Source organism: Isoptericola sp. NPDC060185 (assembly GCF_042728595.1).
Taxonomy (GTDB): Bacteria; Actinomycetota; Actinomycetes; order Actinomycetales; family Cellulomonadaceae; genus Isoptericola.
Genome location: NZ_JBHWYY010000033.1, coordinates 1 through 25188 on the forward strand (window position 1 = coordinate 1; position 25188 = coordinate 25188).

Sequence of the window (25188 nt, forward strand, 5' to 3'; positions counted from 1 at the left end):
GGCCTGGACCACTACCTCGGCAGGATCGGGACTACCTCGCGGAGCGGTGCGCGGGCTCAGCCCGGCATGCCGCCGACGGTGCTGCCCGGCTCGAGGTCGCCGTCGCGGACGTCGGCCCAGAACTTGTCGGTCTTGTCGGGGTCGAGCAGCACGGTGGACCCCACGCCGGTGCCCGGGTCGTAGCCGGGGTCTGCGATCGGCGGGGTGCCGGTGACGCCCTCAGGGCCGGTCGCGGCCTTGAAGGCGAGGCCCAGGCGGCCGAGGTCGACGATGCCGGTCTTCTCGTCCACGGTGAGGGCGTCGGTGCCGGCGTTGACCAGCTTGACCTGGTCGACCGGGTTGAGCAGGACGCTCGGCTTGACGACCTTCGCGGCGACGGCGGCGATGACCTGCTGCTGCCGCTCGGCGCGGCCGATGTCGCCCTTGGGGTCCGAGTAGCGCATGCGCGAGAACGCGAGCGCGGTCTCGCCGTCGGCCTGGTGGCAGCCGGCCTCCCAGTGCAGCTCGCTGCGCTTGTCGTCCACGTCCTTCGGGTAGCAGAGCTCGACGCCGCCGACGGCGTCGACGATCTCCTCGACGCTGCCGAACCCGACCTCCGCGTAGTGGTCGACCGTCAGGCCGGTGAGGCCCTCCACGGTCTCGACGAGCAGGGGCGCGCCGCCGAAGGCGTACGCGGCGTTGATCTTGTTCGCCTTGTGCCCCGGGATCTCCGTGTACGTGTCGCGGGGGATCGAGATGAGGGCCGCAGGGCCGCTGCGCGGCTTGTGCAGCACCATGATCGTGTCGGTGCGTGCGCCCGACGTCCCGTCCTCGGGCACCGTGCCGGTGCCGCGCTCGTCCGACCCCGCCAGCAGGTAGGTGGTGCCGGGCGTCCCCGCCGCGCCGGACAGTGCGTCGACGTGCTGGATCTTCCCGTTCGCCCAGAAGATCAGGCCGATCGGCCACGCGAGCAGGAGCACCAGCAGGAGGATGAGGACCAGGCCGGCGACCCGGCCCTTGCGGACGCGGAAGCCGCCGCCCGCGGTCGCCGCAGCGGCGCCACTGGGGCCGGCCGGCGGCGGGGTGCCGCGCCGCGCGGACTGCGCGGTGCGTGCCTGTGCGGGCATGACCCGGGTCCCGGAGCCCTGCCGCGCCTGGGGCGCGCGGGACGCCGGCGCCGAGGACCGCGAGCCGCGCGGCGCGAACGACTGGGGCTTGGGCGCCGCGGCCCCGCGGCGCTCGGGCGGCGTGGTCGGGATCTCCCGGGAGGACTGGCGGCGCACCCGCGGCTCCACGGGGGCGGCGTCGTCGCGCCGGCCCACGCGGCCCCCTGTCGGCGGCGCCGGGGGACGGGCCGAGGCCCCGCCCACGGGGATGGCGTCGCCGGAGCCGGCCGGGCGGTCGGAACGGCCGCCGGACGGCGTGAAGCTCGGCGGGATGCGCTGGTCGTCGTTGCTCATCGTGTCCCCAGGCTCAGCCGCACACCGAGGTCACGTCGGCGCCCGTGAACGCCTCCTTGCCTGCCTCGCGCGTCCGCTTCGGGTCGGGCTCCTCGCTGCTCGTGGCGTCGCTGCCGTCCTTGGCGTCGCCGCCTGCGGTGGCCTCGTCGGTCGCGCCCGCGTCGTCGTTCGACACCGGGGTCGCGTCGGCGTCCTCCGCGCCCGCGTCCTTCTTGCCCGCCTTCTTCTTCTTGTCGGCCTGGATGGCGTCGTTGAGGGGCTTGTCGTGCTTGAGGTTGGACCAGACCTCGTCCGCCTCGTCCGTCAGGACGACGTTCGCCGCGTTGTTCGGGTCGTACATGTACGGGGCGGTCATGAACGAGATGGTCGCAGGGCGCACGTTGCGGGCGCTGTACGCGAGCCCGGCGAGTCCCTGGATGGACGCGAAGTTGCTGCTCATCGTCATCGACCCGGTCACCGCGCCGAGGAACTTCAGGGTCTTGGCCGGGTCGGCGAGCGTGCCGGCACTCATCACTTCGCGGGCGAGGGCGGCCACGAGCTCCTGCTGGCGGCCGATGCGGCCCAGGTCGGAGCCGTCGCCGAGGCCCTGCCCGGTGCGGGCACGGGCGTACTTCAGCGCGGTGTCGCCGTCGAGCTCCTGCATCCCGGCGGACAGCACCAGGTGGTCCGCCTTGGGGGCGTCGATGTCGTTCGGGATGCACAGCTTCACGCCGCCGAGGGCGTCGATCATCTTCTCGAAGCCGGCGAAGTCGACGACGACGAAGCCGTCCATCTGGACGTCGGTGATCGTCTCGATCGTCTTCTGCGCGCACAGCGCGCCCGACTCCACGTCACCGCCCGCGTTGACGCCCTGGGCGAAGGCCGCGTTGAACTTCACGCCGTACTGCGGCGACGTCTCGCCGCCGGACGACGTCGGGCACGAGGGCACGTCGATCGTGGTGTCGCGGGGGATCGACAGCATCTCCACGCGGGACCGGTCGGACGAGATGTGCATGATCATCGTCGTGTCCGAGCGGGCGCCCATCGTGCCGTCGCCGACGATGTCGGCGTTGTCGCCGCCGCGGCTGTCCGAGCCCATCAGCACGATGTTCAGCGGCATGTCCGCGTTGGGGTCCTTCGGCAGGACCTTCTCCGGGCGGTCGTCGCCGAGGAGCTTGTCGGCGTCGACGGAGGTGATGTTGTTCGTGAGCCGGACCGCCGCGGTCGCACCGCCGACGGCGACGAACGCCAGGACGGCGGTCAGACCCATCCCGAGAGTGCGCGCGAGCGTGTGCTGACGCAGGGCGCGCGCGTGCGAGGGCCCCTTGACGGAGTCAGGGCCCGAGGCGACGTGTCGGGGGGCGGTGCGGCTCACGGGAAGCGAGCATAGAGGGTCGCTGTTGCGCCGCTGCGGTGCCCGAGGACCGGGACGGTAGAGGAAATGTGTGGGTCGGTCACCGATCTCTCCTCGCGCCCGTCAGCGGCCCCGTCACTGGCCGGTCCGGGCGTACTTCGCCTCGACGGCGGCCTTCGCCGGGCGCCACCATTCCTCGTGCTCGCGGTACCAGTCGACGGTCGCGGCCAGGCCCGAGCGGAAGTCGGTGAACCGCGGGGTCCAGCCGAGCTCGGTGCGCAGCTTCGTGGCGTCGATGGCGTACCGCAGGTCGTGCCCCGCCCGGTCGGTCACGTGGTCGAAGTCGTCCGCGTCGCGCCCGAACAGCTCGTTCAGGGTGCGGACCACCTGCAGGTTGGACGTCTCGCCGTCCGCGCCGATGAGGTACGTCTCCCCGATGCGGCCGCGGTCGACGATCGCCCACACCGCCGCGTTGTGGTCGGCCACGTGGATCCAGTCGCGCACGTTCGCCCCCGCCCCGTACACGCGAGGCCGCACCCCGTCGATGAGGTTGGTGACCTGCCGCGGGATGAACTTCTCCACGTGCTGGTACGGGCCGTAGTTGTTCGAGCAGTTCGAGATCGTCGCGGCCACCCCGAACGAGCGCACCCACGCGCGCACCAGCAGGTCCGATCCCGCCTTCGACGCCGAGTACGGGCTGGACGGGTTGTACGGCGTGGCCGGGGTGAACTTCGCCGGGTCGTCCAGCGCCAGGTCCCCGTACACCTCGTCAGTGGAGATGTGGTGGTACCGCACCCCGTGACGGCGCACCGCCTCCAGCAGCGTGAACGTGCCCACCAGGTTGGTCTGCACGAACGGCGACGGGTCGGCCAAGGAGTTGTCGTTGTGCGACTCCGCGGCGAAGTGCACCACCACGTCCGCGTCCGCCACCAGGTCGTCGACCAGGTCGGCGTCCGTGACCGAGCCCTCGACGAACCTGATCCGGTCCGCGACCGGCGCCAGCGACGACCGGTCCCCGGCATACGTCAACGCGTCCAGCACCGTCACCACGGCGTCTGGCCGCTCACGCACCGTCTGCTGCACGAAGTTCGCCCCGATGAACCCGGCACCGCCCGTCACGAGAACACGCATGGGCGGCACCCTACCGACGGCCCGCCGGCGCGGGGAGGGGAGCGGAGGGCGAACTCCGCCGCTCACCCGTGCCGTCCGTCCAGTGCCGCCCGCGGCGCCGGCGCGGTGCGCCTCTGGGACACTGTGGTCGTGACGGACACCACGCGGCAGGTACGCCCGGAGCCCGCATCGCCACCCCTCACGAGCGCCCTGCGCCCGGGCCCGCGCGGCTACCGGCGCGCGGTCGTCGTGATCACCCTGGCCGTGGCGGCGTGGGCCGCGCTGTGGGCCGTCGTGACCCCGCCGTTCCAGGCGCCGGACGAGCAGAACCACCTCAACAGCGTGCTCCGGATCGCGTACGGCGGGGGATGGCCGGCCCCCGGCGACGCCTACCTCGCCCCGGGGGTCGTCGACGCCGTCCACGAGTCCGGCTACCCGTCGGACCCGCCCGGCCGGTGGGTGCACCGGTCCGACGTGCGGCAGTTCGTCGACCTCGAGCCCGTGCCGCGCGACGAGCGCCTCCGGCTGGACGCGACGAACGCGCGCGGCGACGCGTCGTCCGGCACGACCGTCGACCAGATGACGCAGCACCCCCCGCTCTACTACGCGCTCGGCGCCGGCTGGCTGCGGGTCACCGGCCTGACGGAGGGGCGCTGGGACCTGCAGATGCTCGCCCTGCGGCTGCTCGACGTCGCGCTGCTGGCCCTGTCCGTGCCGCTCGCCGCGGGCGCCGCCCGCCGGATCACCGGCTCGCCGTCCGCGGGCCTGGTCGCGGCGACGTTCCCCCTGTTCCTGCCGCAGCTGGGGCACATCATGGGCGCGGTGAACAACGACGCCCTCGTGGTGCTCACGTGCGCGGCCGCGACGTACCTGGCGGCCCGCGTGGTCACCGGCGACCTGCGGTGGCGGGTCGCCGTCGCGATCGGGGTCGTCGTCGGGCTCGGCCTGCTGACCAAGGTGATGGCCGCGTTCGTGCTGCCGACCGTCGGGGTCGCCTATCTCCTCGCGCGCGGGAGGCGCTGGCCGGCGCGGCTCGCGCGCCTCGTGGTCGCCGGGGTCGTCGCGCTGGTCGTCGGCGGGTGGTGGTGGGTGCGCAACGTGATCACCCTCGGCGCGGTGCAGCCCGTGGGCCTGCCCCGCGACCCGGCCACCGTCGCACAGGTCGCGGACGAGGACGTGCCCCGCCTCATCGTGGAGAAGCTCCCACAGGCGTTCTTCGGGAACCTGTCGTGGCTGGAGGTGCGGCTCGACGGCACGTGGGTGGTCCTCGGCTCGGTGGCGCTCGTCGCCGTCGTGCTCGCCGCCGTGGTGCTGCCCGGCGCACGACGCGCGTCGCTGGCCCTCGCGCTCCTGCCCGCCGGGCTGGCGTTCGGGGTGGCGTACAACAGCTGGTCCGCGCACGCGGACACGGGCGGGCTCGTCGCCGTCCAGGGGCGGTACGTGTTCGGCGGCATCGCGGCGCTCGCGGCGCTGTTCGCCGTCGCCGTCTGGCAGCTGGTGGGGCGTCGGGACCGGCGCCTCGCGCTCGCGCTGCCGGTGGTCGCGGCCCTCGCGCTGGCCGCGGCCGTCGCCGGCCTCGTCTGGGGGTTCGGCGCGTTCTACCGGGGCCCGGGGGAGACGTTCGGCGACGCCGTCGAGCGCTGGCTCGCGTGGAGCCCGCTCGCGGAGCCCGCCCTCCTGGTGACCGGTTCGGCCTGCGTGCTGGCCCTCGTGGCGGGGCTGGCCGTCGCCGTCGACTGGGCCCGTAGACTCGCGGCGTCTCTCCCGACCGGCTCGGCCACCGGCAGCACGCCGCCGTCGGCCCCCGGTGCCCCGAAGGATGCGCGATGAAGCTCTTCGTCCAGATCCCGTGCCTCGACGAGGCCGGGACCCTCCCGCTCGTGCTCGCGACCGTGCCGCGTGAGGTCGCCGGGTTCGACAGCGTCGAGATCCTCGTCGTCGACGACGGCTCCACCGACGGCACGGCCGAGGTGGCCCGCCGGCTCGGCGTCCACCACGTGCTGCGCCACACCAGCACGATGGGGCTGGCACGGTCGTTCCGCGACGGCGTCGACTACGCACTCGCCCACGGGGCCGACGTCGTGGTGAACACGGACGGCGACAACCAGTACCCGTCGGAGCGCATCGGCGACCTGGTGGCGCCGATCGTCGCCGGCGAGGCCGACATCGTCGTGGCGGACCGGCAGACGGCGACCATCGCGCACTTCTCCCCGTTCAAGAAGCTGATGCAGCGCGTCGGCAGCCGCGTGGTCAGCGCGGCGGCGGGCGCGTCGCTGCCGGACGCCGCGAGCGGGTTCCGGGCGTACTCGCGGGGCGCGCTGCTGCGGCTCAACGTGGTCACCGAGTTCAGCTACACCATGGAGACGATCATCCAGGCGGGCAACAAGCGCCTGCGGATCGCGAGCCTGCCGATCACGACCAACGCGAAGACCCGCGAGTCGCGGCTGTTCTCCAGCATCTGGCAGCACATGGGCCGCTCGGGCCGCGCGATCCTGCGCTCCTGGATCATGTTCCGCCCGCACCTGGTCTTCCTCACGCTGGCCGCGCTGTTCTTCGTGGCCGCGGCCGTGCCCGCCGTGCGGTTCCTCGTCTACCTCGCGCAGGGCGACGCGGGCGGCCACGTGCAGTCCCTCGTCTTCGCGGGGGCGATGCTCGTCGGGGCGCTGCTGTGCCTGGCGCTGCTGGTCATCGCCGACCTGCTGCGCACCAATCGCGCCCTGGCCGAGGAGACGCTCGAGCGGATCAAGGTGCTCCAGTACGGCCGCGGGAGCCGCGCGGCCGGACCCGCGTCCGTCGCCGACGTCGTGCACGAGGTCGTGCCCGACGTCGAGCCCGACGCCCTTCCGGACGACGTGCCCGAGCCCGTGCCCGACGACGAGGACGCGCGCGCGTGATCGTCGCGTTCGGCACGTACGACGCGGCCCGGCACCCGCGCGTCGGCGTCCTGGTGGCGGGGCTGCGGGCGCACGGGTACGCCGTGCACGAGCTCGACCGGCCGCTCGGCCTCAGCACCGCCCAGCGCGTGCGGATGCTGCGCCAGCCGTGGCGGCTCCCCGTCCTCCTGGTGCGTCTGCTGCGGTGCTGGCTCCTGCTCGTGGGCGACGCCGCGGCGCACCGCCGGGCGCACGGTCGCCCCGACGCCGTGCTCGTGGGCTACCTGGGCCACTTCGACGTCGTGCTGGCGCGCCTGGTGTTCGGCCGCCGCACGCCGATCCTGCTCGACCACCTCGTCTTCGCCGGCGACACCGCCACGGACCGGGGCGCCCGCGGCGCCCGCGTCACGCTGCTGCGCGGGCTGGACCGGCTCGCCGTGACGCGCGCCGACGTCGTCCTGCTCGACACGCCCGAGCACGCGCGCATGCTCGCCGACCTCGTGCCGTCGCGCGCCCGGCGCGGCCTCGTGGTGCCGGTCGGCGCGCCGCAGGAGTGGTTCGACGCCGCGCCCGACGGTCCGGACAGCGGCGCCGGCGGGGCGGACGACGAGCGGCCGCTGCGCCTGGTCTTCTTCGGCCTGTTCACGCCGCTGCAGGGCACCGCCGTGCTCGCCGACGCCCTCGCCGACGCGCTGCCCCGCGCGGCCGCCGGCGACGGGCGGCCGCTGAAGGTGACCCTCGTCGGCTCCGGGCAGGACCTGCCCGCCGTCCGTGACCGGCTGCACGGGGTGCCGGGTGTCACCTGGCGCAACTGGGTGGAGCCCGCCGACCTGCCCGCGCTGGTCGCCGCCCACGACGTCTGCCTCGGGATCTTCTCCGCGACCCCCAAGGGGCTGCGCGTGGTGCCGAACAAGGTCTTCCAGGGGCTGGCCGCCGGGTGCGTGGTCGTCACGTCGGACACGGAGCCGCAGCGCCGGCTGCTGGGCGACCACCTCGAGCTCGTCGCGCCGGCCGACCCCGCCGCCCTCGCCGAGCGGCTCCTCGCCCTGCGCGACCCCGCCGCGCTCGCCGCCGCCCGCGCCCGCGCCGCCACCGGGCGCGGCCTCGTCCGCCCCGCCGCCGTCGTCGACCCCCTGGTCGAGCTGCTCGGCGCGCGCGGGGTGCGGCCGTGACGGGCGGGACCGGAGGGACGGGGGTGCTCGCGCGGGCGCTCACCGTGCTGCGCTCACCCTGGGTGCGGTGGGGCTTCCTGGTCCTCGCGATCGGGCTCGCCGTCTACGCCGTCGTCGCCGCCCGCGACGACCTCGCCCGGGCCGCCGCGGAGCTGTCCTGGCAGCGCCTCGCCGTCGCCCTCGTGCTGTCCGTCGCGTTCGTGCTGTGCACCTTCGTGTCGTGGCGGGTCGTCCTCGCCGACCTCGGCGCGCCCGCCGGGTTCCGCGTCGCGCTGCGCGTCTTCGGCCTCAGCCAGCTCGGCAAGTACGTCCCCGGCGGGGTCTGGAACGTGGTCGCCGCGGCCGAGCTCGGCGTCGGGCACGGCATCGCGCGCCGCACCTCGGTCACGACGACGGCGGTCGCCACGCTGGTGGGCGTCGTCTCCGGCGCGGTCGTGGGGGTCGTGGCGCTGCCGTTCGTCGCCACCGGGGCGCTCGGGTCCGCGGGCCCCGTCCTGTGGCTGCTGCCCGCCGTCGCCGTCGTCCTCCTGCCGCCCGTGCTCAACCGGCTCGTCGCGTGGGCGCTGCGCGTCGCCCGCCGGCCCCCGCTGGAGCGGCCCCTGGGCTGGCGCGGCCTGGGCGCCGCGACCCTGTGGTCCGTGGCCGGGTGGCTGCTCGCGGGCACGCAGGTCTGGGTACTGGCCGTCGGCCTCGGCATGCCCGCCGACGCCCGCGGCGTCGCGCTCGCCGTCGGCGGCTACGCCCTCGCCTGGGTGGTCGGGTTCCTCGTCGTCGTGGTGCCCGCCGGCGCGGGCGCGCGCGAGCTGGTGCTGCTCGCCGTCCTCGCCGGGGCGCTGCCGCACGCCGAGGTGCTGCTGCTGGTGCTCGTCAGCCGCGTGCTGGTGACGCTCGCCGACCTGGCGCTCGCGGGCGCCGGCGCCCTCGCCCGGCCGAGGTAGTGGGGATCCTGCCGAGGTAGTGGCCCAGACCACTACCTCGGCAGGCCCGGGCTACTTCGTCAGGCGGGCGGGATCAGGCGCGGAGCGTCGCGAGGTGGTCCTGGACGGCCTGGTGGGTGGGTAGCAGGCCTTGGGCCTTGGCCTGGGTGAGGGTGGGGGCGGTGGTGTCCTTGTCGGACAGCTGCGGTGTGAGGGGGGTGCCGTCGGGGGCGGTGGTGGGCCAGGCGATGCCGATGTCGGGGTCCAGGGGGTGGATGCCGTGCTCGTGGGCGGGGTTGTAGCCGGTGGAGCACAGGTAGAGGACGGTGGAGTTGTCCTGCAGGGACATGAAGGCGTGGCCGAGGCCTTCGCCGAGGTAGATGGCGCGGCGGTGGACGTCGTCGAGCAGGACGGAGTCCCAGCGCCCGAACGTCGGCGACCCGACGCGGAGGTCGACGACGACGTCGAGGACGGCGCCGGTGGCGCAGGTGACGTACTTGGCTTGGCCGGGCGGGACGTCGGCGAAGTGGATGCCGCGCAGGACGCCGGCGGCGGAGACGGAGGCGTTGGCCTGTTGCAGGTCGAGGGAGTGGCCGAGGGTGTCGGTGAAGGGGCCGGCTTTGAACCATTCGAGGAAGACGCCGCGGGGGTCGCCGTGCTGGGTGGGGGTGATCTCGTAGGCGCCGGGCACGGCCAGCTCGCGGAACTGCACTGGTGCTCCTCCAAGGATGGGCAGAGTCGGTGAGCGTGAGCGGACCGGGCCGGCCCGCTCACGCCTAGGATCGCAGGCGTGAGCACCGTCGCCTCCGATGCCGTCCGCGATGTCGCCTCCCACGCCGCCCGCGTGGACGAACCCGCCGGGGCCGCCGCGCCCCGTTGGCTCGTGGTGGGGGCGGGCGGGATGCTCGCTCATGACCTGCTGGCCGTCCTGCGTGGAGCGGGCGTCCCCGTCCGCGCCGCCGGCCGCGCGGAGCTCGACGTCACGGACGCGGCCGCGGTGGCGGCCGCCGTGCGTGACGTGGACGTGGTGGTGAACTGCGCGGCGTGGACGGCGGTGGACGACGCCGAGTCGCACGAGGCGGACGCGTTCGGGGTGAACGCGGTCGGTGCGGCGCACCTGGCGAGGGCGGCGCACGCGGCGGGGGCGCGGCTGGTGCAGGTGTCCACGGACTACGTGTTCGACGGTGCGGCCAGCCAGCCGTACGCGGAGGACGCCCCGATGAGGCCGGTGTCGGCGTACGGGCGGACCAAGGCCGCGGGGGAGTGGGCCGTCCGGGCGGAAGCCCCCGACCACCTGATCGTCCGGACCGCCTGGCTCTACGGCGCGCACGGCGCGTGCTTCCCGAGGACGATGGCGCGCCTCGCCGCCGAGCGCGACGAGCTCACGGTGGTCGACGACCAGGTCGGTCAGCCGACGTGGACGCGTGACCTGGCCGACCTGATCGTCCGTCTGGTGGAGGCGGGCGCCCCGGCGGGGACGTATCACGGCACGGCGTCGGGGCAGACGTCGTGGTTCGGGTTCACGGGCCGGATCCTGGCGTCTGCGGGGCTGAGCACGCCGTTGGAGCCCACGACGTCGGCCGCGTTCGTGCGTCCCGCTCCTCGGCCGGCCTGGTCGGTGCTCGGTCACGACGCCCTGCGGGCCGTCGGGGTCGAGCCGATCGGCGACTGGGCCGCGCGGTGGGACGCCGCCGCGGCCGACGTGCTGGCAGGCTGACCCGCAGCCACCGTCGTCCGGCCGAAGGAGCGCCCGTGCCACCCGTCGCCACCACCCCGCCCCCGCTCACGCTGTACGGCAGCCTGCGGTGGGACGTCGTGGAACCGCTGCTGCCGGGCGCCGCGGGCCGCGTGCTCGAGGTCGGGTGCGGCCAGGGCGCCGTCGGCGTCCGCCTCGCCGCACGCGCCGCCGCGTACACCGGGGTCGAGCTCGACGCAGACAGCGCCCGCGTGGCCGAGCAGCGGCTCGTCGACGCCGGCGTCCCCGGCACCGTCGTGCACGGGCCCCTCGAGGCCCTGCCCGCCGCCGAGCGCTTCGACCTCGTCTGCGCCTTCGAGGTCATCGAGCACATCGACGACGACGCGGCCGCCCTGCGCGAATGGGCCGCGCGGCTGCGCCCCGGCGGCATGCTCCTGCTCTCCACCCCCGCGTGGCAGCGCCGGTTCGGGCCCATGGACGAGGCCGTCGGCCACTTCCGCCGCTACGACCCGGCCGTCCTCGTGGCGCTTCTGCGCGACGCGGGTCTCGTCGACGTCGGCCTGCGCCTGTACGGCGTCCCCCTCGGCTACGCGCTGGAGGCGGCGCGCAACCAGCTCGCCCGCCGCCGCCCCGGGCTGCGCGAGGAGGGCAGCACCGCCGACCGCACCGCGCGCAGCGGCCGGCTCTTCCAGCCGACGACAGGGACGCAGGGCGCCCTGGTGAGTGCTGCGACCTGGCCGTTCCGCGTCGTGCAGCGCGCGTTCCCGCGCACGGGCACAGGTCTCGTCGCTTGGGGGAGGGCACCGCGCGGCTGACCGGGCCCGGCTCGATCCCGACCGAAGGGCCGGGTGGTGGGGATGTCGCGTCGCGAGGCTGGACGGGGCAGGCGGTCGGGGCGGGGTGTCGTGCCCCGAGGCGCGCCATCCGCGCTCTCGTCCCTCGGGTGCTCCCGCCAGGCCCGACCAGCCTCGGGACACGACACCCCGCCCCGCCCGCCTCGTGCGTGGCGCTCGTCGAGCGCGCGGCGGGAGGGGGAGCAGATCAGGAGTCGAGGAGGCCGAGCAGGTAGGAGCCGTAGCCGGACTTCACGAGCTTCTCCGCCCGGACGCGCAGCTCGTCGTCGGTGAGGAACCCGCGGCGCCAGGCCACCTCCTCGGGCGAGCCGATCTTGAGGCCCTGCCGTCGCTCGACCGTGCGGACGTAGTCGGACGCCTCGAGGAGCGAGTCGAAGGTGCCCGTGTCGAGCCAGGCGGTGCCGCGGGGCAGCACTTCGACCTGGAGGGTGCCGCGGCGCAGGTACTCCTTGTTGACGTCGGTGATCTCGTACTCGCCGCGCGCGGACGGCTCCAGGTTCTTGGCGATCTCGACGACGTCATTGTCGTAGAAGTACAGGCCGGGGACGGCGTAGCTGGACCGGGGGTGCGCGGGCTTCTCCTCCAGGGAGAGGGCGCGGCCCTCACCGTCGAACTCGACGACGCCGTACGCCGTCGGGTCGGCGACCCGGTAGGCGAAGACGGCGCCCCCGACCAGGCCGTGGAAGCGGGTGAGCCTCCGGCCCAGCCCGGGGCCGTAGAAGATGTTGTCGCCGAGCACGAGGGCGACCTCGTCCTGCCCGACGAACTCCGCCCCGAGCACGAACGCCTGCGCGAGGCCGTTCGGCTCGGCCTGGACGGCGTACTCGATCGAGACGCCGAACTCGGAGCCGTCGCCGAGGAGTCGGTGGAACTGCGGCGCGTCGTGCGGGGTGGTGATGACCAGGACGTCCCGGATGCCCGCGAGGATCAGCGTCGACAGCGGGTAGTAGATCATCGGCTTGTCGTAGACGGGCACGAGCTGCTTGCTCACGCCGAGCGTGATGGGGTGCAGGCGAGTGCCGCTGCCCCCGGCCAGGATGATGCCGCGCATGGCAGTTCATTGTGCTGCACCCGGGCCGTCCCGGCCGGGTGAACCTGCGGCGCCTCAGAGGTCGGCGGTGACCCGCTCCGTCTCGCGCAGGCGGGCGAGGCGCGCGGGGTCTGCCGCGAGCTCCGCCGCGGTGGCCGCGGACGCGAGCACCACGGAGCCGTCGGCGGCCCAGGTCGCGAGCAGGCCGCGCAGCAGGTCCGCGAGGGGGAGCGCGCCGTCGACGAGGACGCGCTCCGCGGACGGGCGCGGCGCGCCCAGCAGGTCGGCGAACGCGACCGGGTCGGTGCCGGTCGCCTCGAGCGCGATGGTGGCGGGGTCGGTCTCGGGCGCCCAGCCGATGACGTCGCCGTAGGTCATGACCGCTCCCGCGGCGTCGATCGCGCCCGCGGGGAGGTCGCCGTCGAAGGAGCGGGCCAGCGCGGGAAGGGCGACCGCCACGAGGTCGGCCGCGCCGGGACCGGACAGGACGGTGGACCAGGCGTCGGGCCGCGACGTCACGACGACGTCCCCGCCCGCGGCCGGGGCGTCGGCGAGGCGCACCGTCGCGCCGCACCGCCACGCCGCGAGCGCCCAGAGCACCCCGCGCCAGTGCGCGGGGACGTCGAGGACCACGACCGTCCCCGGTGCGACGTCGAACTCCTCGACGAGAAGGTTGACGGTCTTGTTCACCCAGTTCTGCAGGACGGCTCCGGAGAGCTCCACGCGTTCGCCGCCGTCGCCGTACCAGGTGAGCCGCGGGCGTCCCGGCTCCGACAGGACACGATCGAGCATCTGCGAGATCGTCGACGGGGTCCGGTGCGCGGCGGGGAGCGGGTTCACGCAGGTCAGCCTACGAGGGGCCCGGAGGGTCGGCGCCCCGCGCGCATGTGAATGGGCGGTGGAGATCGAGATCACTAGCACATTTCGACTTGACGCCTTCGAAAGACACGCGTGTAATTCCAGGTATGCAGTTTCCCTAAAGAACGGCATGGAGGGGCACGCCATGTGGAACTTGCTCGATGGGGACCGGGGGGTCTTCCCGTCAGACGTCGGTCGTGAGCCCGAGCGCGTAGCGCCGGTGCTGCCGTTGTTCGGTGACGCCACGGTCGACGACGAGACCCTCCTGGGGTGGCAGGAGAGAGCCCTGTGCGCCCAGACCGACCCGGAGGCCTTCTTTCCCGAGAAGGGCGGGTCCACGCGCGAGGCCAAGAAGGTCTGCACGTCCTGTGAGGTCCGGGCCGAGTGCCTGGACTACGCGCTCGCGAACGACGAGCGCTTCGGCATCTGGGGCGGGCTCTCCGAGCGGGAGCGCCGCAAGCTGAAGCGCCGCGCCGTCTGACCCGGCGCTGAACCAGGGTTGAACCGGCGGGGATGTCCGGCCCGACACGCACGGGTCGGATATCCCACGACGGGATCGGGGCCCGTCGCATCATGGCGGGCAGGATGACTGCTCCGCACCCGACCCCAGCCCGCCCCGGCGGAGAGGTCGCACCTCCGGGCGCGACCGCCGCTGTGGCGCCCGTTCCCGCCGCCGGCGACCGCATGGACGGCACCGGTGCCGTCCCGCTCGTGGTCACCGTGACGGCCGTGGTCGTCACCCGTGGCCGCACCCCGTTCCTCGACGCGACGCTCGACGCGCTCGCCCGCCAGGACCGCGCCGCCGACGAGGTCGTCGTCGTGGACGTCGGCGCCTCGGAGACCACCGCCCTGCACCCCGACCTGCGCCTCGGCGGGGCCCGCTTCGTCGCGGCGTCCGGCGTCCGCAGCCTGGGCGAGGCCGTCGACCGGGCGACCGAGGTGGTGGGCGTCCCCGAGACGGGGTGGCTGTGGATCCTGCACGACGACTCCGCCCCCGACCCGGACGCCCTCACCCGGCTGCTGCGCGCGGTGGAGCACTCGAGCGCGGTCGCCGTGGCCGGGTGCAAGCAGCGCCGCTGGCCCGTCGGCGCGGACGGGACGCCGGGCGCCGAGGCCAGCATGCTCGTCGAGGTCGGCAGCACCGTCTCCCCGCTGGGGCGGCGGATGACGGGCATCGACGACACCGAGATCGACCAGGGCCAGCACGACGCCCGCGAGGACGTGCTCGCCGTCGGGCTCGCCGGCGCGCTGGTCCGCGCGCACGTGTGGGCCGAGCTGGGCGGCACGGACCCGGAGCTCGGGCCGTTCGGCGACGGCCTGGACCTGTGCCGGCGGGCGCGGCTCGCGGGCCATCGCGTGGTCGTGGTGCCCGACGCCGTGGTGCGGCACGCGCAGGCGTCGCTGCTCGGCCTGCGCGGCCGCCCCTCCGCCGCGCCCGACCTCGAGGCGTCGCGCTACCCCCGGCGCCGCAGCCAGCTGTACCTGCGCCTCGTCGACGCCCCGCTGCCCCTGCTGCCCTTCGTGTGGCTCGCCACGCTGCTCTGGTCGCCGTTCGCCGCCATGTACCGCCTCGCGCTGAAGCGGCCCGCGCACGCCCGCGACGAGCTGGTCGCGGCGGTGGTGACCACCCTGCGGGTGGTGCCCCTGTACCGGGCCAGGCGGCGCGCAGCCCGGACCCGGCGGCTGCCGCGGCGGGTGCTGACGCCGCTGCTCGGCACGTGGCGGCAGGTGCTCGGCGAGCGTCGCGACGCCCGGTTGGCCCGCGCCGAGGCCCAGCGCGCGCGGTGGGCGCCCAGCGAGCTGGAGCGCGCGGACCTGCGTCGCCTCGCGGGGACCCGGCGCGTCGTGCTGGCCGTGGTGGTGGCGGCGGTCGTGGCGCTCGACGTCGCGCTGTTCGGGCCGTGGCAGGGCGTCCTGGCCGACGGCGGCCGGGTGGTGGGCGGCGGGCTGCTGCCCGCGCCGGGGACGGTCGGCGACGTGTGGCAGGCCGCGACGTCCGGCTGGGTGCGCGACGGGCTCGGCGTCCGCGCGGCGGCCGACCCGTTGCTGCTGCCGCTGACGGCGTTCGCGGCCCTCGCGGGCGGCGGGCTGCAGACGGCCGTGAACGCCCTCGTGCTGGCCGCGTTGCCGCTGGCCGCCCTCGGCGGATGGTTCGCGGCGGGGTCGCTGACCCGCTCGGTCGTGGTGCGCGCCGTCGCCGCCCTGGCCTGGACGGCGGCGCCCGGGTTCCTCGCGTCCCTGGGCTCGGGCCGGCTCGGCGCGGTGCTCGTGCATCTCACCCTCCCGTGGCTGCTCGTCGCCGTGCTGCGCACCGTCGGGGCGCACGCGCGCGACGTCGTGCACACGCCCGCCCGCCGGCGCGGGTCGCTGGGCGCCGCGGGCGCCGCCGGGCTGCTGCTGGCCGTCGCCGTGTGCGCCGCGCCGATCCTGCTGCCGGTGGCGGTGGTGCTCCTCGGCGTCGCGGCCCTCGTCGTGCGGCGGTCGTGGCGGTCGCTGCTGCTCGTGCTGCTGCCGGCCGTCGTCGTCCCGCTGCCCTTCTGGGGCGAGGTGCTCGGCAGCTGGTCGGACGGCGGGTGGCGCCTGCTGGTGGCGGAGCCCGGCGCGCCGCTGGCCGCGCAGGGCACCCCCACCGCGGTGGAGCTGCTCCTGGGCCTGCCGGGGGACACCGTGTGGTTCGAGCCGTGGCTCGGCGCCGACGGCGTGCTCGGCCGCCTCGCGGTGGTCGGGCCCGCGCTGCTGGGCGCGGCCGTCCTCGTGCTCGCGGCCGTCGCCCTGGTGCGGCGCCGGGCGGTGCGCGGGGTGCGGCTCGCCTGGCTCGCCGCGGCCACCGGCCTGTCCGTCGCGGTGGTGGCCGTCGCGACGGTCGTCGCCAGCGGCACCACGGCGGACGACGACGCGGCGAGCGTCACCGGCTGGCCGGGTGTGGGGCTGTCGGTGCTGCTCCTGGCGCTGGGCGCGGCCGCGATCTGCGCGCTCCCGACGACGGGCCGGGTCCCGACGGTGGCTCCGGTCGCCCGGCCCGAGCGAGGTCGGCTGCAGCGCGTCGGGGTCGCGGGGGTCGTGGCCGTCGGCGTGATCGCCCTCGCGCTGCCCGCGGCGCAGCTCGGCTCCTGGGTGCTCGGCTCCACCGGTGGCGGGGCCGTCGGCGACCTGCACGCCGCGGAGCAGCCCGTCGTGCCGGCGGTCGGCACGCAGATGCAGGCGCCGCCGCGCTCCGCGCGCGTCCTGGAGGTCGACCGGGTGCAGCCTGGCGGCGAGGGCGCGACGTCCGGTGCCGCGGTGGTGGACTACGCCCTGCTGCACGCCGACGGCACTCGGCTGGAGGACTCGTCGACGGTCGTGCGGGCCCGGGCCGCCGGGGTCCTCGCCGGCCCGGAGCGCGCGGACACCGCGCTGCTCGACCAGGTCGTGGCCGAGGTGGCGACCGGCCGGTCCACGGACGTGGCCGACCGGCTCGCGGCGCTCGGTATCGGGGCGGTGCAGGTCCCCGTCGGCGGCGACGCCGACCTCGTCACCACGCTCGACCTGGTGCCCGGCCTCGCGCGGGTCACCGAGGAGGGCGCGCTGGTCTGGCGCGTCACGACCGACGGACCCGCGCCCGGCTGGGCGACGGTGCTGCGTGGCGACGCCGGCGGCGAGCCCACGCCGTTCTTCGCGCCGAAGAGCGCCGTGCGGACGGTGCCGTCCGACGGGACCGGCGTGAGCGCGCGGCTGACCCGGGGCGGGCAGGAGCGCACGCTGCGGATTGCCGAGTCGGCGGACCCGGGCTGGCGCGCCACGCTCGACGGGCGGCGGCTGGCCGCGGTCGACGCCGGCGGGACGCAGGCGTTCGCCGTCGGACCCGACGCCGGGCGGGTGCAGGTGGCCTACGAGTCGCCGCACCGCACCGCGTGGCTCGGGCTGGCGGGCGTCGTGCTCCTGGTGCACGTGCTGCTGGCGCTGCCGGTCGGACGGCGGCGCGGGCGATGACGGCGCGGATGACGGCGCGGCGCGACGGAAGGACGGGCGAGGACGTGGCGGACACCCGGGTGCGGCGCGGCGTGCGCGCCACGGCGGCGGCGGTCACCGGTCTGGCGGCCGTGGCGGCGCTGGCCGCCGTGGCCGTCCTCGGCGACCAGTGGGCGCAGTCGTGGACGGGAGCGGAGCAGCGGGCCGTCGCGGCCGGGACGCGGACGGTGGGCGTGCAGCCCGCCGACGTGACGCTCGTGTGCCCGCGGCCGGTCGCGCTGCCGGACGGCGCCGACGTCGGCGACTCCCAGTTCGACGCCACGCCCGTGCCCACCACCAGCCGGCTCGGCGCCGTCGTGCTGGGCGGCGCGACGGGCGACGTGAGCACGACGGGGCTCGACGGGAGGTCCGCGGCACCGTTCGCCGTCGGGGACGCCGGGGCGGCGCAGCAGGCGGACGTGACCGGCACCCGCGTGCTGCGGGCGACGCCGGTCGCGGACGAGCCGTTCCGCGCCGCGGGCACGATGGCGTCCGTGACGACGCAGGGCGACCTGCGCGGGCTGGGCGCCGGGTCGTGCGCCGCGCCGTCGACGTCGGCATGGCTCGTGGGCGGGGGCACCGAGGTGGGCCAGACGGCCACCCTCACCGTGCAGAACCCGTCCGAGCGCCCCGCGACCGTCGCCCTCGACGTGTACGGCCCGAACGGTCCCGTGGCACTGGGCGGCAGCGGCACGTTCACCGTCGCGCCGCACGACCTGGTGACCACCCGCCTCGAGTCCGTGGCCCCGGAGCAGGACCGGCTCGCGGTGAACGTGCGCGCCTCGGGCGCTCGCGTCACCGCGGCGCTGCAGACGCAGGCGATCGACGGGCTGCTGCCCGCCGGCGTCGACCTGCTGACGGCGGGTGCGAGCCCGCGGCAGACCCTCGCCGTGCCCGGCGTGCAGAGCCGCGGCGAGGCGGTCGACGACCCCCACGCCCCGCGGCTGCGCGTCCTCGTGCCGGGCGAGGCCGACGGGACGGCCCGCATCAGCGTGTACGGGCCGTCGGGGCCGGTCGTGCTGCGGGGCGCCGACGAGGTGGAGCTGCCGGCGGGCGTCGTGACGGACGTGCCGCTGGGCGGCCTGCCGGAGGGCGCGTACACCGTGGTGGTCGACGCCGACGTGCCGGTCGTGGGCGCTGCGCGCTCGGACCGGCCGGGCGCGCAGCCCGACGACTCCGTGGTGGACGGCACGCCCTACGACGTGGCGTGGTCCGCCGGGCAGCCGGTCGCCGTCACCGGCGCGGCAGGGGCCGCGGGCCAGCTGGGCGTGCCCGGGGGAGTGGCCACGGGGATCGTGCTGTCGGCGCTGCCCGCGGTGCGCGACCCCGACACCGACCCGGCCGGCGTCGTGCCGGTGACGCTGCGGGCCTACGACGCGTCGGGGGCCGAGATCGGCAGCACGGACGTCGACCTCACCGCCGGGGCCACCTCCTCGGTCGAGCTGGCGGACGTCGTCGACGACGGCGCCGTGCCCGCCGGCGTGAGCGTGGACCGGGGCGACGCGGAGGGCGGCGACGTGGCGGTGACGTGGGCCGCCGTGCTGCGCGCCGACGACGGGACCGCGTCCGCGGGGACCCTCGTCGCGTCGGTCGCGCCCACCCCCGCGGTCACCACCCCCGGCGCCGTCGAGGTGCGCGCCGTCGACGCCGGCTGACGCGACCTGTCAGGGCCACGGTCACGCATACCTTGCCCTGGCCCTGACAGCTCGCGGGCGGGTCAGGAGTCGTAACCGGGGTCGATCTCCTCGGGCGTGCGGGCCAGCAGGTGCGCCACCTGCTCGACGACGACGTCGCGCACGAGGTCGGCGCGGTCGGCGTCGTCGGCGGCGCGGAAGTCCACGGGGCGGCGGTACACCACGACGCGTGCGGACCGGCCGGACTCGGCGGGGAAGCACCGGCCCAGCGGCACGCCGTCGGACTCCCACGGCGCGGGCTCCGACGGCGGCACGTCCTCGACGGCGAACTCCGTCCCCGCGAGCTGCGGGCCCCACCGGCGCTGCAGCGACTCGACGACGTCGAGCACCAGGTCGTCGAACTGTTCGGCGCGGGTGCGGTGCGCCGGCATCCCCGGCGGCAGCAGCGGGCCGCGGACGCCGCGCCCCCGCCGGTCCCGGCGCCGCACGGGGGGCACGGGCGCGGGAGCCGGCACGCGTTCGGGGTCGGGCGAGGGGTCGGCGGCGTGGTGCACCCGACGAGCCTAAGCCGGGTGCGGACCTGGGCGGGGAACCTGGGCGCGGGCCTCGTCGCAGGTCTCGTCGCGGGTCTCGTCGCGGGTCACGGTGCGATCACGAGGGCGCCGGTGCGGCGAGCCCCGCGCGCCGCCCCCCGGCCGCGGCGTATTGTCCCGGACGTGAGATCGGTGAGGCAGTGCTCGCGCACGGCATGCACGCATGCCGCCGTCGCGACGCTCACGTACGTGTACGCGGACTCCACGGCCGTGCTGGGTCCGCTCGCGCAGCACGCCGAGCCGCACAGCTACGACCTGTGCGCCCAGCATGCGGAGGGGCTGACCGCTCCCCGCGGGTGGGAGGTCGTGCGCCTCACGCCCGCGTTCGAGGAACCCGCGCCGTCCCCCGACGACCTGTCCGCGCTCGCGGAGGCCGTCCGCGAGGCCGGACGCGTGCGCCAGGAGCCGGCGAGCGAGCCCTCGTCGGTCACCGAGACCGCCCGCCGCGGCCACCTGCGCGTGCTGCGCGAGGCCGACTGACCGGTCGCGGCCCACGCCGCCCCTGCCGCCTCTCCGCCCGCCCTTCCTCCGCCCTCCTGCGGCGCTCGTCCCTCGCCGCCGTCGTGCGCCGTCGCGCGCCGACGTCGTGCGCCGTCGCGCGCCGACGTCGTGCTGCCACCGACGTCGTGCTGCCACCGACGTCGTTCGGCGGCCGGCGCGGCGGGCGAGGCGAACCCCGTGCGCCGGACGGCGAACTCCGCGGTGCGCGCGGGGCCCGGGGGCGGGCCCGGCACGCCCCCGGGTGAACGCCGCGGGGCCGCGCGATGAACTCTTGGAACGTTCCGTCGACGTTCTCGCGAAGACGCCCGGACGGGCCCCCGGGCGTGCCTAGTCTCCTGGCAGGTCACTGGGAGCGCGGCTCCCGCAGGAGCAGGGAGCGGGCCCCGTCGGGGCCGGGAAGGGCGGGCCGGTGGAGGCTCTGAGCCGACTGGACGTGACGCGGCCGGTGGTCCTCGTGACCGCGCGCGTGTCGCTGGAGGAGATCGACTACGCGAGCCTCCCGGCCGGCGCGTACGTGTTCCGCGAGGGGGACGTCGCCGCGGAGGACCACTTCTGGTTCGGCCGCGAGATCGCCGCGTGGTTCGTGCCGCCCCGGCAGGCCGCCCTGGCGAAGGTGCGGGCCACCGTCTACCGCGGCGACTACGAGATCGGCGCGGTGCTCACCGACCTGCGCCGCGCCGAGCAGCTCGTGGCGCACACCCTCGAGGGCATGGTCCGCGACGGGCAGCTCGAGGACTGGGCGGACTACCTCGTGCGCACGCCGGCCACGGCGGCGGTCCTCGCGGACCCGCACCCGCCGAGCATGCTCACCGCGATGCTCGCGACGGCGCTGTCGCTCGGCTTCGAGCAGGTGGTGGTGCTGGACGGCCAGACCGACGGCACGTACGTGGGCAAGGTGCGCCGCTCGATCCTCACCGAGGACGCGGTCACGGCCGGGCTGCGCTCGTCGAGCCGGGTCGCGTACTCCTACGAGCTGGGTCACCTCAAGCGGCTGCGCGACGCGTTCCCCGGGGCCGCCATCGTCGACGGGGCCGCGAGCGAGCCGCTCAAGCAGTTCGTCTCCCACGCCCCGGCCGTGGCGGGGGCCCGCATGACGCCGGAGGCGAAGCCCGGCGCCGACCTCGCGACGCACCGGCTCGCGGCGACGCGGCAGACGCCCTCGGGCGAGCGGCGGGTGGCGTACGTGACCTACTTCGACGACGACGGGTACTTCTGGGGCGCGCTGGCCATGGCGCGGTCGTTGGCGGCGGTCTCGTCCTACCCGCTCCTGGCCCTCGTCCCGGCGGGCTACCGGATCCCGGACGTGCCGTTCCTCCCGGAGAACCTCACGATCGTGCGTGCCCCGCGCATCCGCAACGAGCTCTTCGGCGGCAGGCACCAGGGGCGGTTCGAGTTCACGTTCTCCAAGCTCGGCGTCTTCGCGCTGACGTTCCTCGACCGCGGCGTCTACCTCGACGCGGACACCGTGGTGCTCGACGGGCTCGACGAGCTGTTCGACGGCGACGGGTTCGCCGCGGCGCCCGACTTCGGCTTCACGCTGCACCGCGAGATCTTCAACAGCGGCGTCTTCGCCTTCACGCCGGACGCCGACGTCTTCCGCGACATGATGGCGAAGAACGGCACGCTCGAGTCGTACGACGGCGGCGACCAGGGCTTCCTGAACAGCTACTTCCCGGACGTCGCCTGGCTGGACAGCTCCTACAACACGCTGTGGCGGATGCTCGAGTCGAACCCCGGCGTCGTCGGGCTCGGCGACGTCAAGGTGCTGCACTTCGTCGGCCCCAAGCCGTGGAACCGCGCCCCGGAGCTGCCCGAGTCGCTCGTCGGCCTCTGGCTCGACCGCCTCGGCCCCGACTACCTGGGCTACCTCACCCTCTGGCAGCTCGGGCGCGAGCGGGCCCGGCGCGACGCCGAGGCCGCCGAGGCCGCGGCGGACGGGCCGGGCGGCGCGGGTGGCGCCGCGTCTCCGGGTCTGCCGGCGGGGGTGCTCGGCGGGGTCACGACCAGCAAGCGCTGGCTCGTGGCGCGCGAGCTCATGGACTCCGGCCGGCTCGACGAGGCCGAGCAGGTGGCGCTGCACAACCTCGAGCGGTGGCCCGGGTCGGTGCGCAACCTGCGGGTGCTCGCGCAGGTGCAGCGCCGCCGTGGCCAGCGGCGCGCGTCCGCCGGCACGTACGCGCGGCTGTGGTCGGCGGCGGGCCGGCGCGCGGTGGGGATCCGCGCATGACCACCCTGCACCTGGTCACGGGCCTGTACTCGGCGGTCAACTCGTTCGCGTCCCGGTACGTGGGGCCCGAGGACGACCATCACGTCGTCGTCCTCTTCTCCGACCCGGCGGACGAGCCGGTGCTGGCCGAGCGGATCCGCCGCCTGCGGGGCGTGCGGAGCGTCGCCTTACTCCCCGAGCCCGCGGAGTACCTCGAGATCCTCGCGGACCCCGAGCGGATGACCGCCCTGTGCGGCGGGAGGACGCCCGGGCAGCTGCGGATGTTCCTGTCGCACTCGCACTGGCTGCTCGACGCCCTCGCCGGGGCGTTCCCCGACGCCGGGGTGAGCCTGTTCGAGGAGGGGATGGCCGGGCTCTACCCGGACAACCTGCGAGCCCTGACGTTCCTGGACCGGGTGGTGCGCGTCGAGTACCACCACTACCTCGGCGCGTTCGCCCCGCTGTCCGCCCTCGACCGCCCGGAGCTGTTCGAGGAGATCGACGCGACCGCGTTCACGGGCGCGCTGGAGCGGGCCTGCGGCCGGCACGACGCCGGCCTCACCCCCGACACGGTGGTGCTGGTGGAGCAGTACTTCGACCGCAAGGGCGACGCGGTCTCCACCGACGAGCTCGTCGACGTCTACCGCGACGCCGTCGAGGCGCTGCTGGCCAAGGGCTACCGCGTCGCCTACAAGCCGCACCCCCGGCACGCGTCGGCCGTGCACGACCGGATCGCCGCGGCGCTGCCGGCGGACGCGGCGGCGGGCCTGAGCCTCATGTCGGGCCGCGACCTGCCCCTCGAGGTGCTGATCGCGACGTCGCGGCCGGCCGCCGTCGTCGCCGTGAGCTCGACGCTGCTGCTCACCGCACCGCACCTGCTCGGGGTGCCGTCGTTCCGGGTGGACGTCGACTTCGGGCTGCGGATGTCGGCGAGCCTGGGCGCCGAGCGCACCGGGCAGCTCGCCACCTACCTGGCCCTGCGGGACCGGGTGCCCGCGCTCGACCGGCTCCCCGCCGCCGACGTGGGGGTCGACCCCTGGACGGTGCTGGAGCGCCAGTTCGACGCGGTGCCGCCGACCACCCAGGACCCGCTGCTCGCCGCGGTGCGCGGCGTCGGTGGGGCGGTCACCTCCGCGCTGCCGGCCGCGTTCCGCACCGTGCTCGCGACGCCGGCCCGGCACGTCTCGTTCGACGTGTTCGACACCCTGGTGACGCGGCCGGCGGGCCGGGCGGCGGACCTGGTGAGCGTGCTCGACCGCGAGCTCGCGCCGGACCTGCCGCCCATGGCGCGCTACAGCAACGCGCGCAACGCGGCCGTGAGCACCCTGCGCGCGGCCGACCGGGCCTCTGGCACGGAGCGGGACGAGTACCCGATCGAGGCCGTGGCCGACCAGACGGCGCGGCTGCTGGGCGGCGTCCCCGACGGCAAGACCCTGCTCGCGGCCGAGGTCGCGCTCGAGGAGCGGCACCTCGCGCCGCGCGCCCTCGGGGCGGCGCTCATGCTGTTCGCGCACCGGCTCGGCAAGCGGGTCGGCCTCGTCTCCGACACCTTCTACTCCGCCGCCGAGCTGCTCGAGCTGGTGGGGCCGCACCTGCCGGTCGAGCCGCGGTTCGTCGTCGCGTCGGCCGACGCGGACGCGACCAAGGCGTCCGGCGCGCTGTTCGACGTCGTCCTGCGCGAGCTCGGCACCGACGCCGGCGACCTGCTGCACGTCGGCGACAACCGGGTCTCCGACGTCGAGCGCGCCGCCGAGCGCGGCATCGAGACCCTGCACGTGCCCGCGGCCGCCGACGCCGCCCGGCGCACGCACGCGCTCGGCGGGCTGTGGCGGGGGTGCCGCGAGGAGAAGGGCCTGTCCCTCGTCAAGGGGGTCGTCGCGCAGCGGTTCTTCGACAACCCGTTCGTCGCCTTCCCGAAGGGCGCCGTCACCCTCGGCACCCCCTACGCGCTCGGGTACGCGGTGGCGGGCCCCGCCCTGCTCGGCTGGACCCTCTGGGTGGCGCGCCAGGCGCGCGACCTCGGGTACGACGACGTGTCGTTCCTGGCCCGCGACGGGTACGTGCCGCACCGCGTCTACGAGCGGCTGCGCGCCACGGACCCCGACCTGCCGCCGGGGCGCTACCTGCTGGCGTCGCGGCGCGCCGCCTTCCAGGTGTTCTCCGGCGACCCCGCGCACGTCGCCGCGACGCAGTTCGTGCACGGGCTCAACCCCGCGAACACGCCGCGCACGCTCCTCACCACCCGGTTCGGGGCGGGCGTCGTCGGGCTGCTGGAGCCCGCCCTCGCGCGCGCCGGGATCGCGGAGCTCGACGCGCCGCTCGGCCGGGACCGCGCGGCCGCCCTGACGGCCGTGCTCGTGGAGCACGCCGAGCAGGTCGCGGCGGCGTGCGCCGGGCGCAGCGCCGCAGCCCGCCGGCACTACGCCGAGCGGCTCGGCACGGCCGAGCGGCCCGTCGTCGTCGACCTCGGGTACTCGGGGTCGTCGCAGCGGGCGATCATGACGAGCCTCGGGCGGCGCGTCGACGGCCTGTACTTCACCGGCATGGAGCACGCCCTGGAGTACGCCGTGATCACCGGCGCCCGGTTCGAGCCCTGGTCGCAGGACCGCACCTTCTTCCGGTACGGCACGGTGCTGGAGTACCTGCTGACGCCCGTCGGCCTGCCCGAGTGCCACGGCTTCGGGCCCGACGGGCGGCCCGTCCTCGCCCCGACCGTGGCGGTGGACCGGCGCAACGCCGAGATCCAGCGGGGCGTGGCCGACTTCGTCGACGACGTGTTCGCCCGCTTCGGCGAGCGCGTGCCGCTGCTGGCGATGCGCCCCGACTCCGCCACCTGGGCGCTGTCGCGCCTCCTCGAGGCGCCGACGGCCGCCGACGCCCGCATGCTGGCGGGCGCGCTCCAGGACGACGCGACCGGGTCCGGCACCACCGGCCTCATGGACGCCTGGCAGCCGGGGCGCGACGCGCTCGCGGCGGCCTGAGACG

Annotated in this window: 19 protein-coding genes; 12 read left to right on the forward strand and 7 right to left on the reverse strand. The window is 75.8% G+C overall.

Features of this window, described 5'->3' with window-relative positions; translation table 11 throughout:
* Positions 1-56: 56 nt before the first annotated feature.
* The 3 genes from ACFWDO_RS12270 to rfbB form a co-directional block, all read right to left on the reverse strand.
* Positions 57-1439, reverse strand: coding sequence for an LCP family protein (locus ACFWDO_RS12270; protein WP_380324504.1), 1383 nt, complete (start codon positions 1437-1439; stop codon positions 57-59).
* 13 nt (positions 1440-1452) lie between these two features.
* Positions 1453-2793: an LCP family protein gene (locus ACFWDO_RS12275; protein WP_380324507.1), complete on the reverse strand. Its 1341-nt coding sequence runs from the start codon at positions 2791-2793 to the stop codon at positions 1453-1455.
* A gap of 114 nt (positions 2794-2907) precedes the next feature.
* Complete coding sequence (gene rfbB, locus ACFWDO_RS12280; RefSeq protein WP_380324510.1) at positions 2908-3903, reverse strand: dTDP-glucose 4,6-dehydratase; 996 nt, start codon at positions 3901-3903, stop codon at positions 2908-2910.
* A 129-nt stretch (positions 3904-4032) separates the two neighbouring features.
* On the opposite strand from rfbB, the gene ACFWDO_RS12285 reads away from it, so the two are divergent.
* The 4 genes from ACFWDO_RS12285 to ACFWDO_RS12300 are packed head-to-tail and all read left to right on the forward strand — an operon-like array spanning position 4033 to position 8865.
* A complete protein-coding gene (locus ACFWDO_RS12285; RefSeq protein ID WP_380324513.1) occupies positions 4033-5712 on the forward strand; it encodes a DUF2142 domain-containing protein in 1680 nt (559 codons plus the stop codon).
* Complete coding sequence (locus ACFWDO_RS12290; RefSeq protein WP_380324516.1) at positions 5709-6776, forward strand: glycosyltransferase family 2 protein; 1068 nt, start codon at positions 5709-5711, stop codon at positions 6774-6776. The genes ACFWDO_RS12285 and ACFWDO_RS12290 overlap by 4 nt, the downstream gene beginning before the upstream one ends.
* On the forward strand, positions 6773-7927 hold the full coding sequence (locus ACFWDO_RS12295; protein WP_380324519.1) for a glycosyltransferase: 1155 nt from the start codon (positions 6773-6775) through the stop codon (positions 7925-7927). The genes ACFWDO_RS12290 and ACFWDO_RS12295 overlap by 4 nt, the downstream gene beginning before the upstream one ends.
* Complete coding sequence (locus ACFWDO_RS12300) at positions 7924-8865, forward strand: lysylphosphatidylglycerol synthase domain-containing protein (RefSeq protein WP_380324522.1); 942 nt, start codon at positions 7924-7926, stop codon at positions 8863-8865. Before ACFWDO_RS12295 ends, ACFWDO_RS12300 begins: the two co-directional genes overlap by 4 nt.
* Positions 8866-8938: 73 nt before the next feature.
* Here the strand turns inward: ACFWDO_RS12300 and ACFWDO_RS12305 are convergent, their stop codons facing one another.
* Positions 8939-9556: a dTDP-4-dehydrorhamnose 3,5-epimerase family protein gene (locus ACFWDO_RS12305; protein ID WP_380324527.1), complete on the reverse strand. Its 618-nt coding sequence runs from the start codon at positions 9554-9556 to the stop codon at positions 8939-8941.
* Positions 9557-9688: 132 nt separating this feature from the next.
* Between ACFWDO_RS12305 and rfbD the strand changes: the two genes are divergently transcribed.
* Together rfbD and ACFWDO_RS12315 are read left to right on the forward strand one after the other, a co-directional pair.
* Positions 9689-10561, forward strand: coding sequence for a dTDP-4-dehydrorhamnose reductase (gene rfbD / locus ACFWDO_RS12310; RefSeq protein WP_380324533.1), 873 nt, complete (start codon positions 9689-9691; stop codon positions 10559-10561).
* A gap of 35 nt (positions 10562-10596) precedes the next feature.
* The gene (locus ACFWDO_RS12315; RefSeq protein WP_380324530.1) at positions 10597-11355 is read left to right on the forward strand and encodes a class I SAM-dependent methyltransferase; all 759 of its coding nucleotides are present in this window, start codon (positions 10597-10599) and stop codon (positions 11353-11355) included.
* A 226-nt stretch (positions 11356-11581) separates the two neighbouring features.
* Here the strand turns inward: ACFWDO_RS12315 and rfbA are convergent, their stop codons facing one another.
* Both rfbA and ACFWDO_RS12325 read right to left on the reverse strand, forming a co-directional pair.
* The gene (gene rfbA, locus ACFWDO_RS12320) at positions 11582-12445 is read right to left on the reverse strand and encodes a glucose-1-phosphate thymidylyltransferase RfbA (protein ID WP_380317807.1); all 864 of its coding nucleotides are present in this window, start codon (positions 12443-12445) and stop codon (positions 11582-11584) included.
* Between the two features lie 54 nt (positions 12446-12499).
* A complete protein-coding gene (locus ACFWDO_RS12325; RefSeq protein ID WP_380317810.1) occupies positions 12500-13264 on the reverse strand; it encodes a TIGR03089 family protein in 765 nt (254 codons plus the stop codon).
* Positions 13265-13427: 163 nt separating this feature from the next.
* On the opposite strand from ACFWDO_RS12325, the gene ACFWDO_RS12330 reads away from it, so the two are divergent.
* The 3 genes from ACFWDO_RS12330 (at position 13428) to ACFWDO_RS12340 (ending at position 18924) form a co-directional block, all read left to right on the forward strand.
* The gene (locus ACFWDO_RS12330) at positions 13428-13763 is read left to right on the forward strand and encodes a WhiB family transcriptional regulator (RefSeq protein ID WP_380244291.1); all 336 of its coding nucleotides are present in this window, start codon (positions 13428-13430) and stop codon (positions 13761-13763) included.
* 203 nt (positions 13764-13966) lie between these two features.
* Positions 13967-17251, forward strand: a complete 3285-nt coding sequence (locus ACFWDO_RS12335; RefSeq protein ID WP_380317813.1) for a glycosyltransferase — start codon at positions 13967-13969, stop codon at positions 17249-17251.
* 44 nt (positions 17252-17295) lie between these two features.
* The gene (locus tag ACFWDO_RS12340; protein WP_380317816.1) at positions 17296-18924 is read left to right on the forward strand and encodes a DUF5719 family protein; all 1629 of its coding nucleotides are present in this window, start codon (positions 17296-17298) and stop codon (positions 18922-18924) included.
* 62 nt (positions 18925-18986) lie between these two features.
* Here the strand turns inward: ACFWDO_RS12340 and ACFWDO_RS12345 are convergent, their stop codons facing one another.
* Positions 18987-19457, reverse strand: a complete 471-nt coding sequence (locus tag ACFWDO_RS12345) for a metallopeptidase family protein (protein WP_380317819.1) — start codon at positions 19455-19457, stop codon at positions 18987-18989.
* Between the two features lie 162 nt (positions 19458-19619).
* Here ACFWDO_RS12345 and ACFWDO_RS12350 point away from each other — a divergent pair, with 162 nt between their 5' ends.
* From ACFWDO_RS12350 to ACFWDO_RS12360, 3 genes are all read left to right on the forward strand, one after another.
* On the forward strand, positions 19620-19976 hold the full coding sequence (locus tag ACFWDO_RS12350; protein WP_380317822.1) for a DUF3499 domain-containing protein: 357 nt from the start codon (positions 19620-19622) through the stop codon (positions 19974-19976).
* Positions 19977-20451: 475 nt separating this feature from the next.
* Positions 20452-22224, forward strand: coding sequence for a hypothetical protein (locus ACFWDO_RS12355; protein WP_380317824.1), 1773 nt, complete (start codon positions 20452-20454; stop codon positions 22222-22224).
* Positions 22221-25184: a polysialyltransferase family glycosyltransferase gene (locus ACFWDO_RS12360; RefSeq protein ID WP_380317827.1), complete on the forward strand. Its 2964-nt coding sequence runs from the start codon at positions 22221-22223 to the stop codon at positions 25182-25184. The genes ACFWDO_RS12355 and ACFWDO_RS12360 overlap by 4 nt, the downstream gene beginning before the upstream one ends.
* Positions 25185-25188 lie beyond the last annotated feature (4 nt).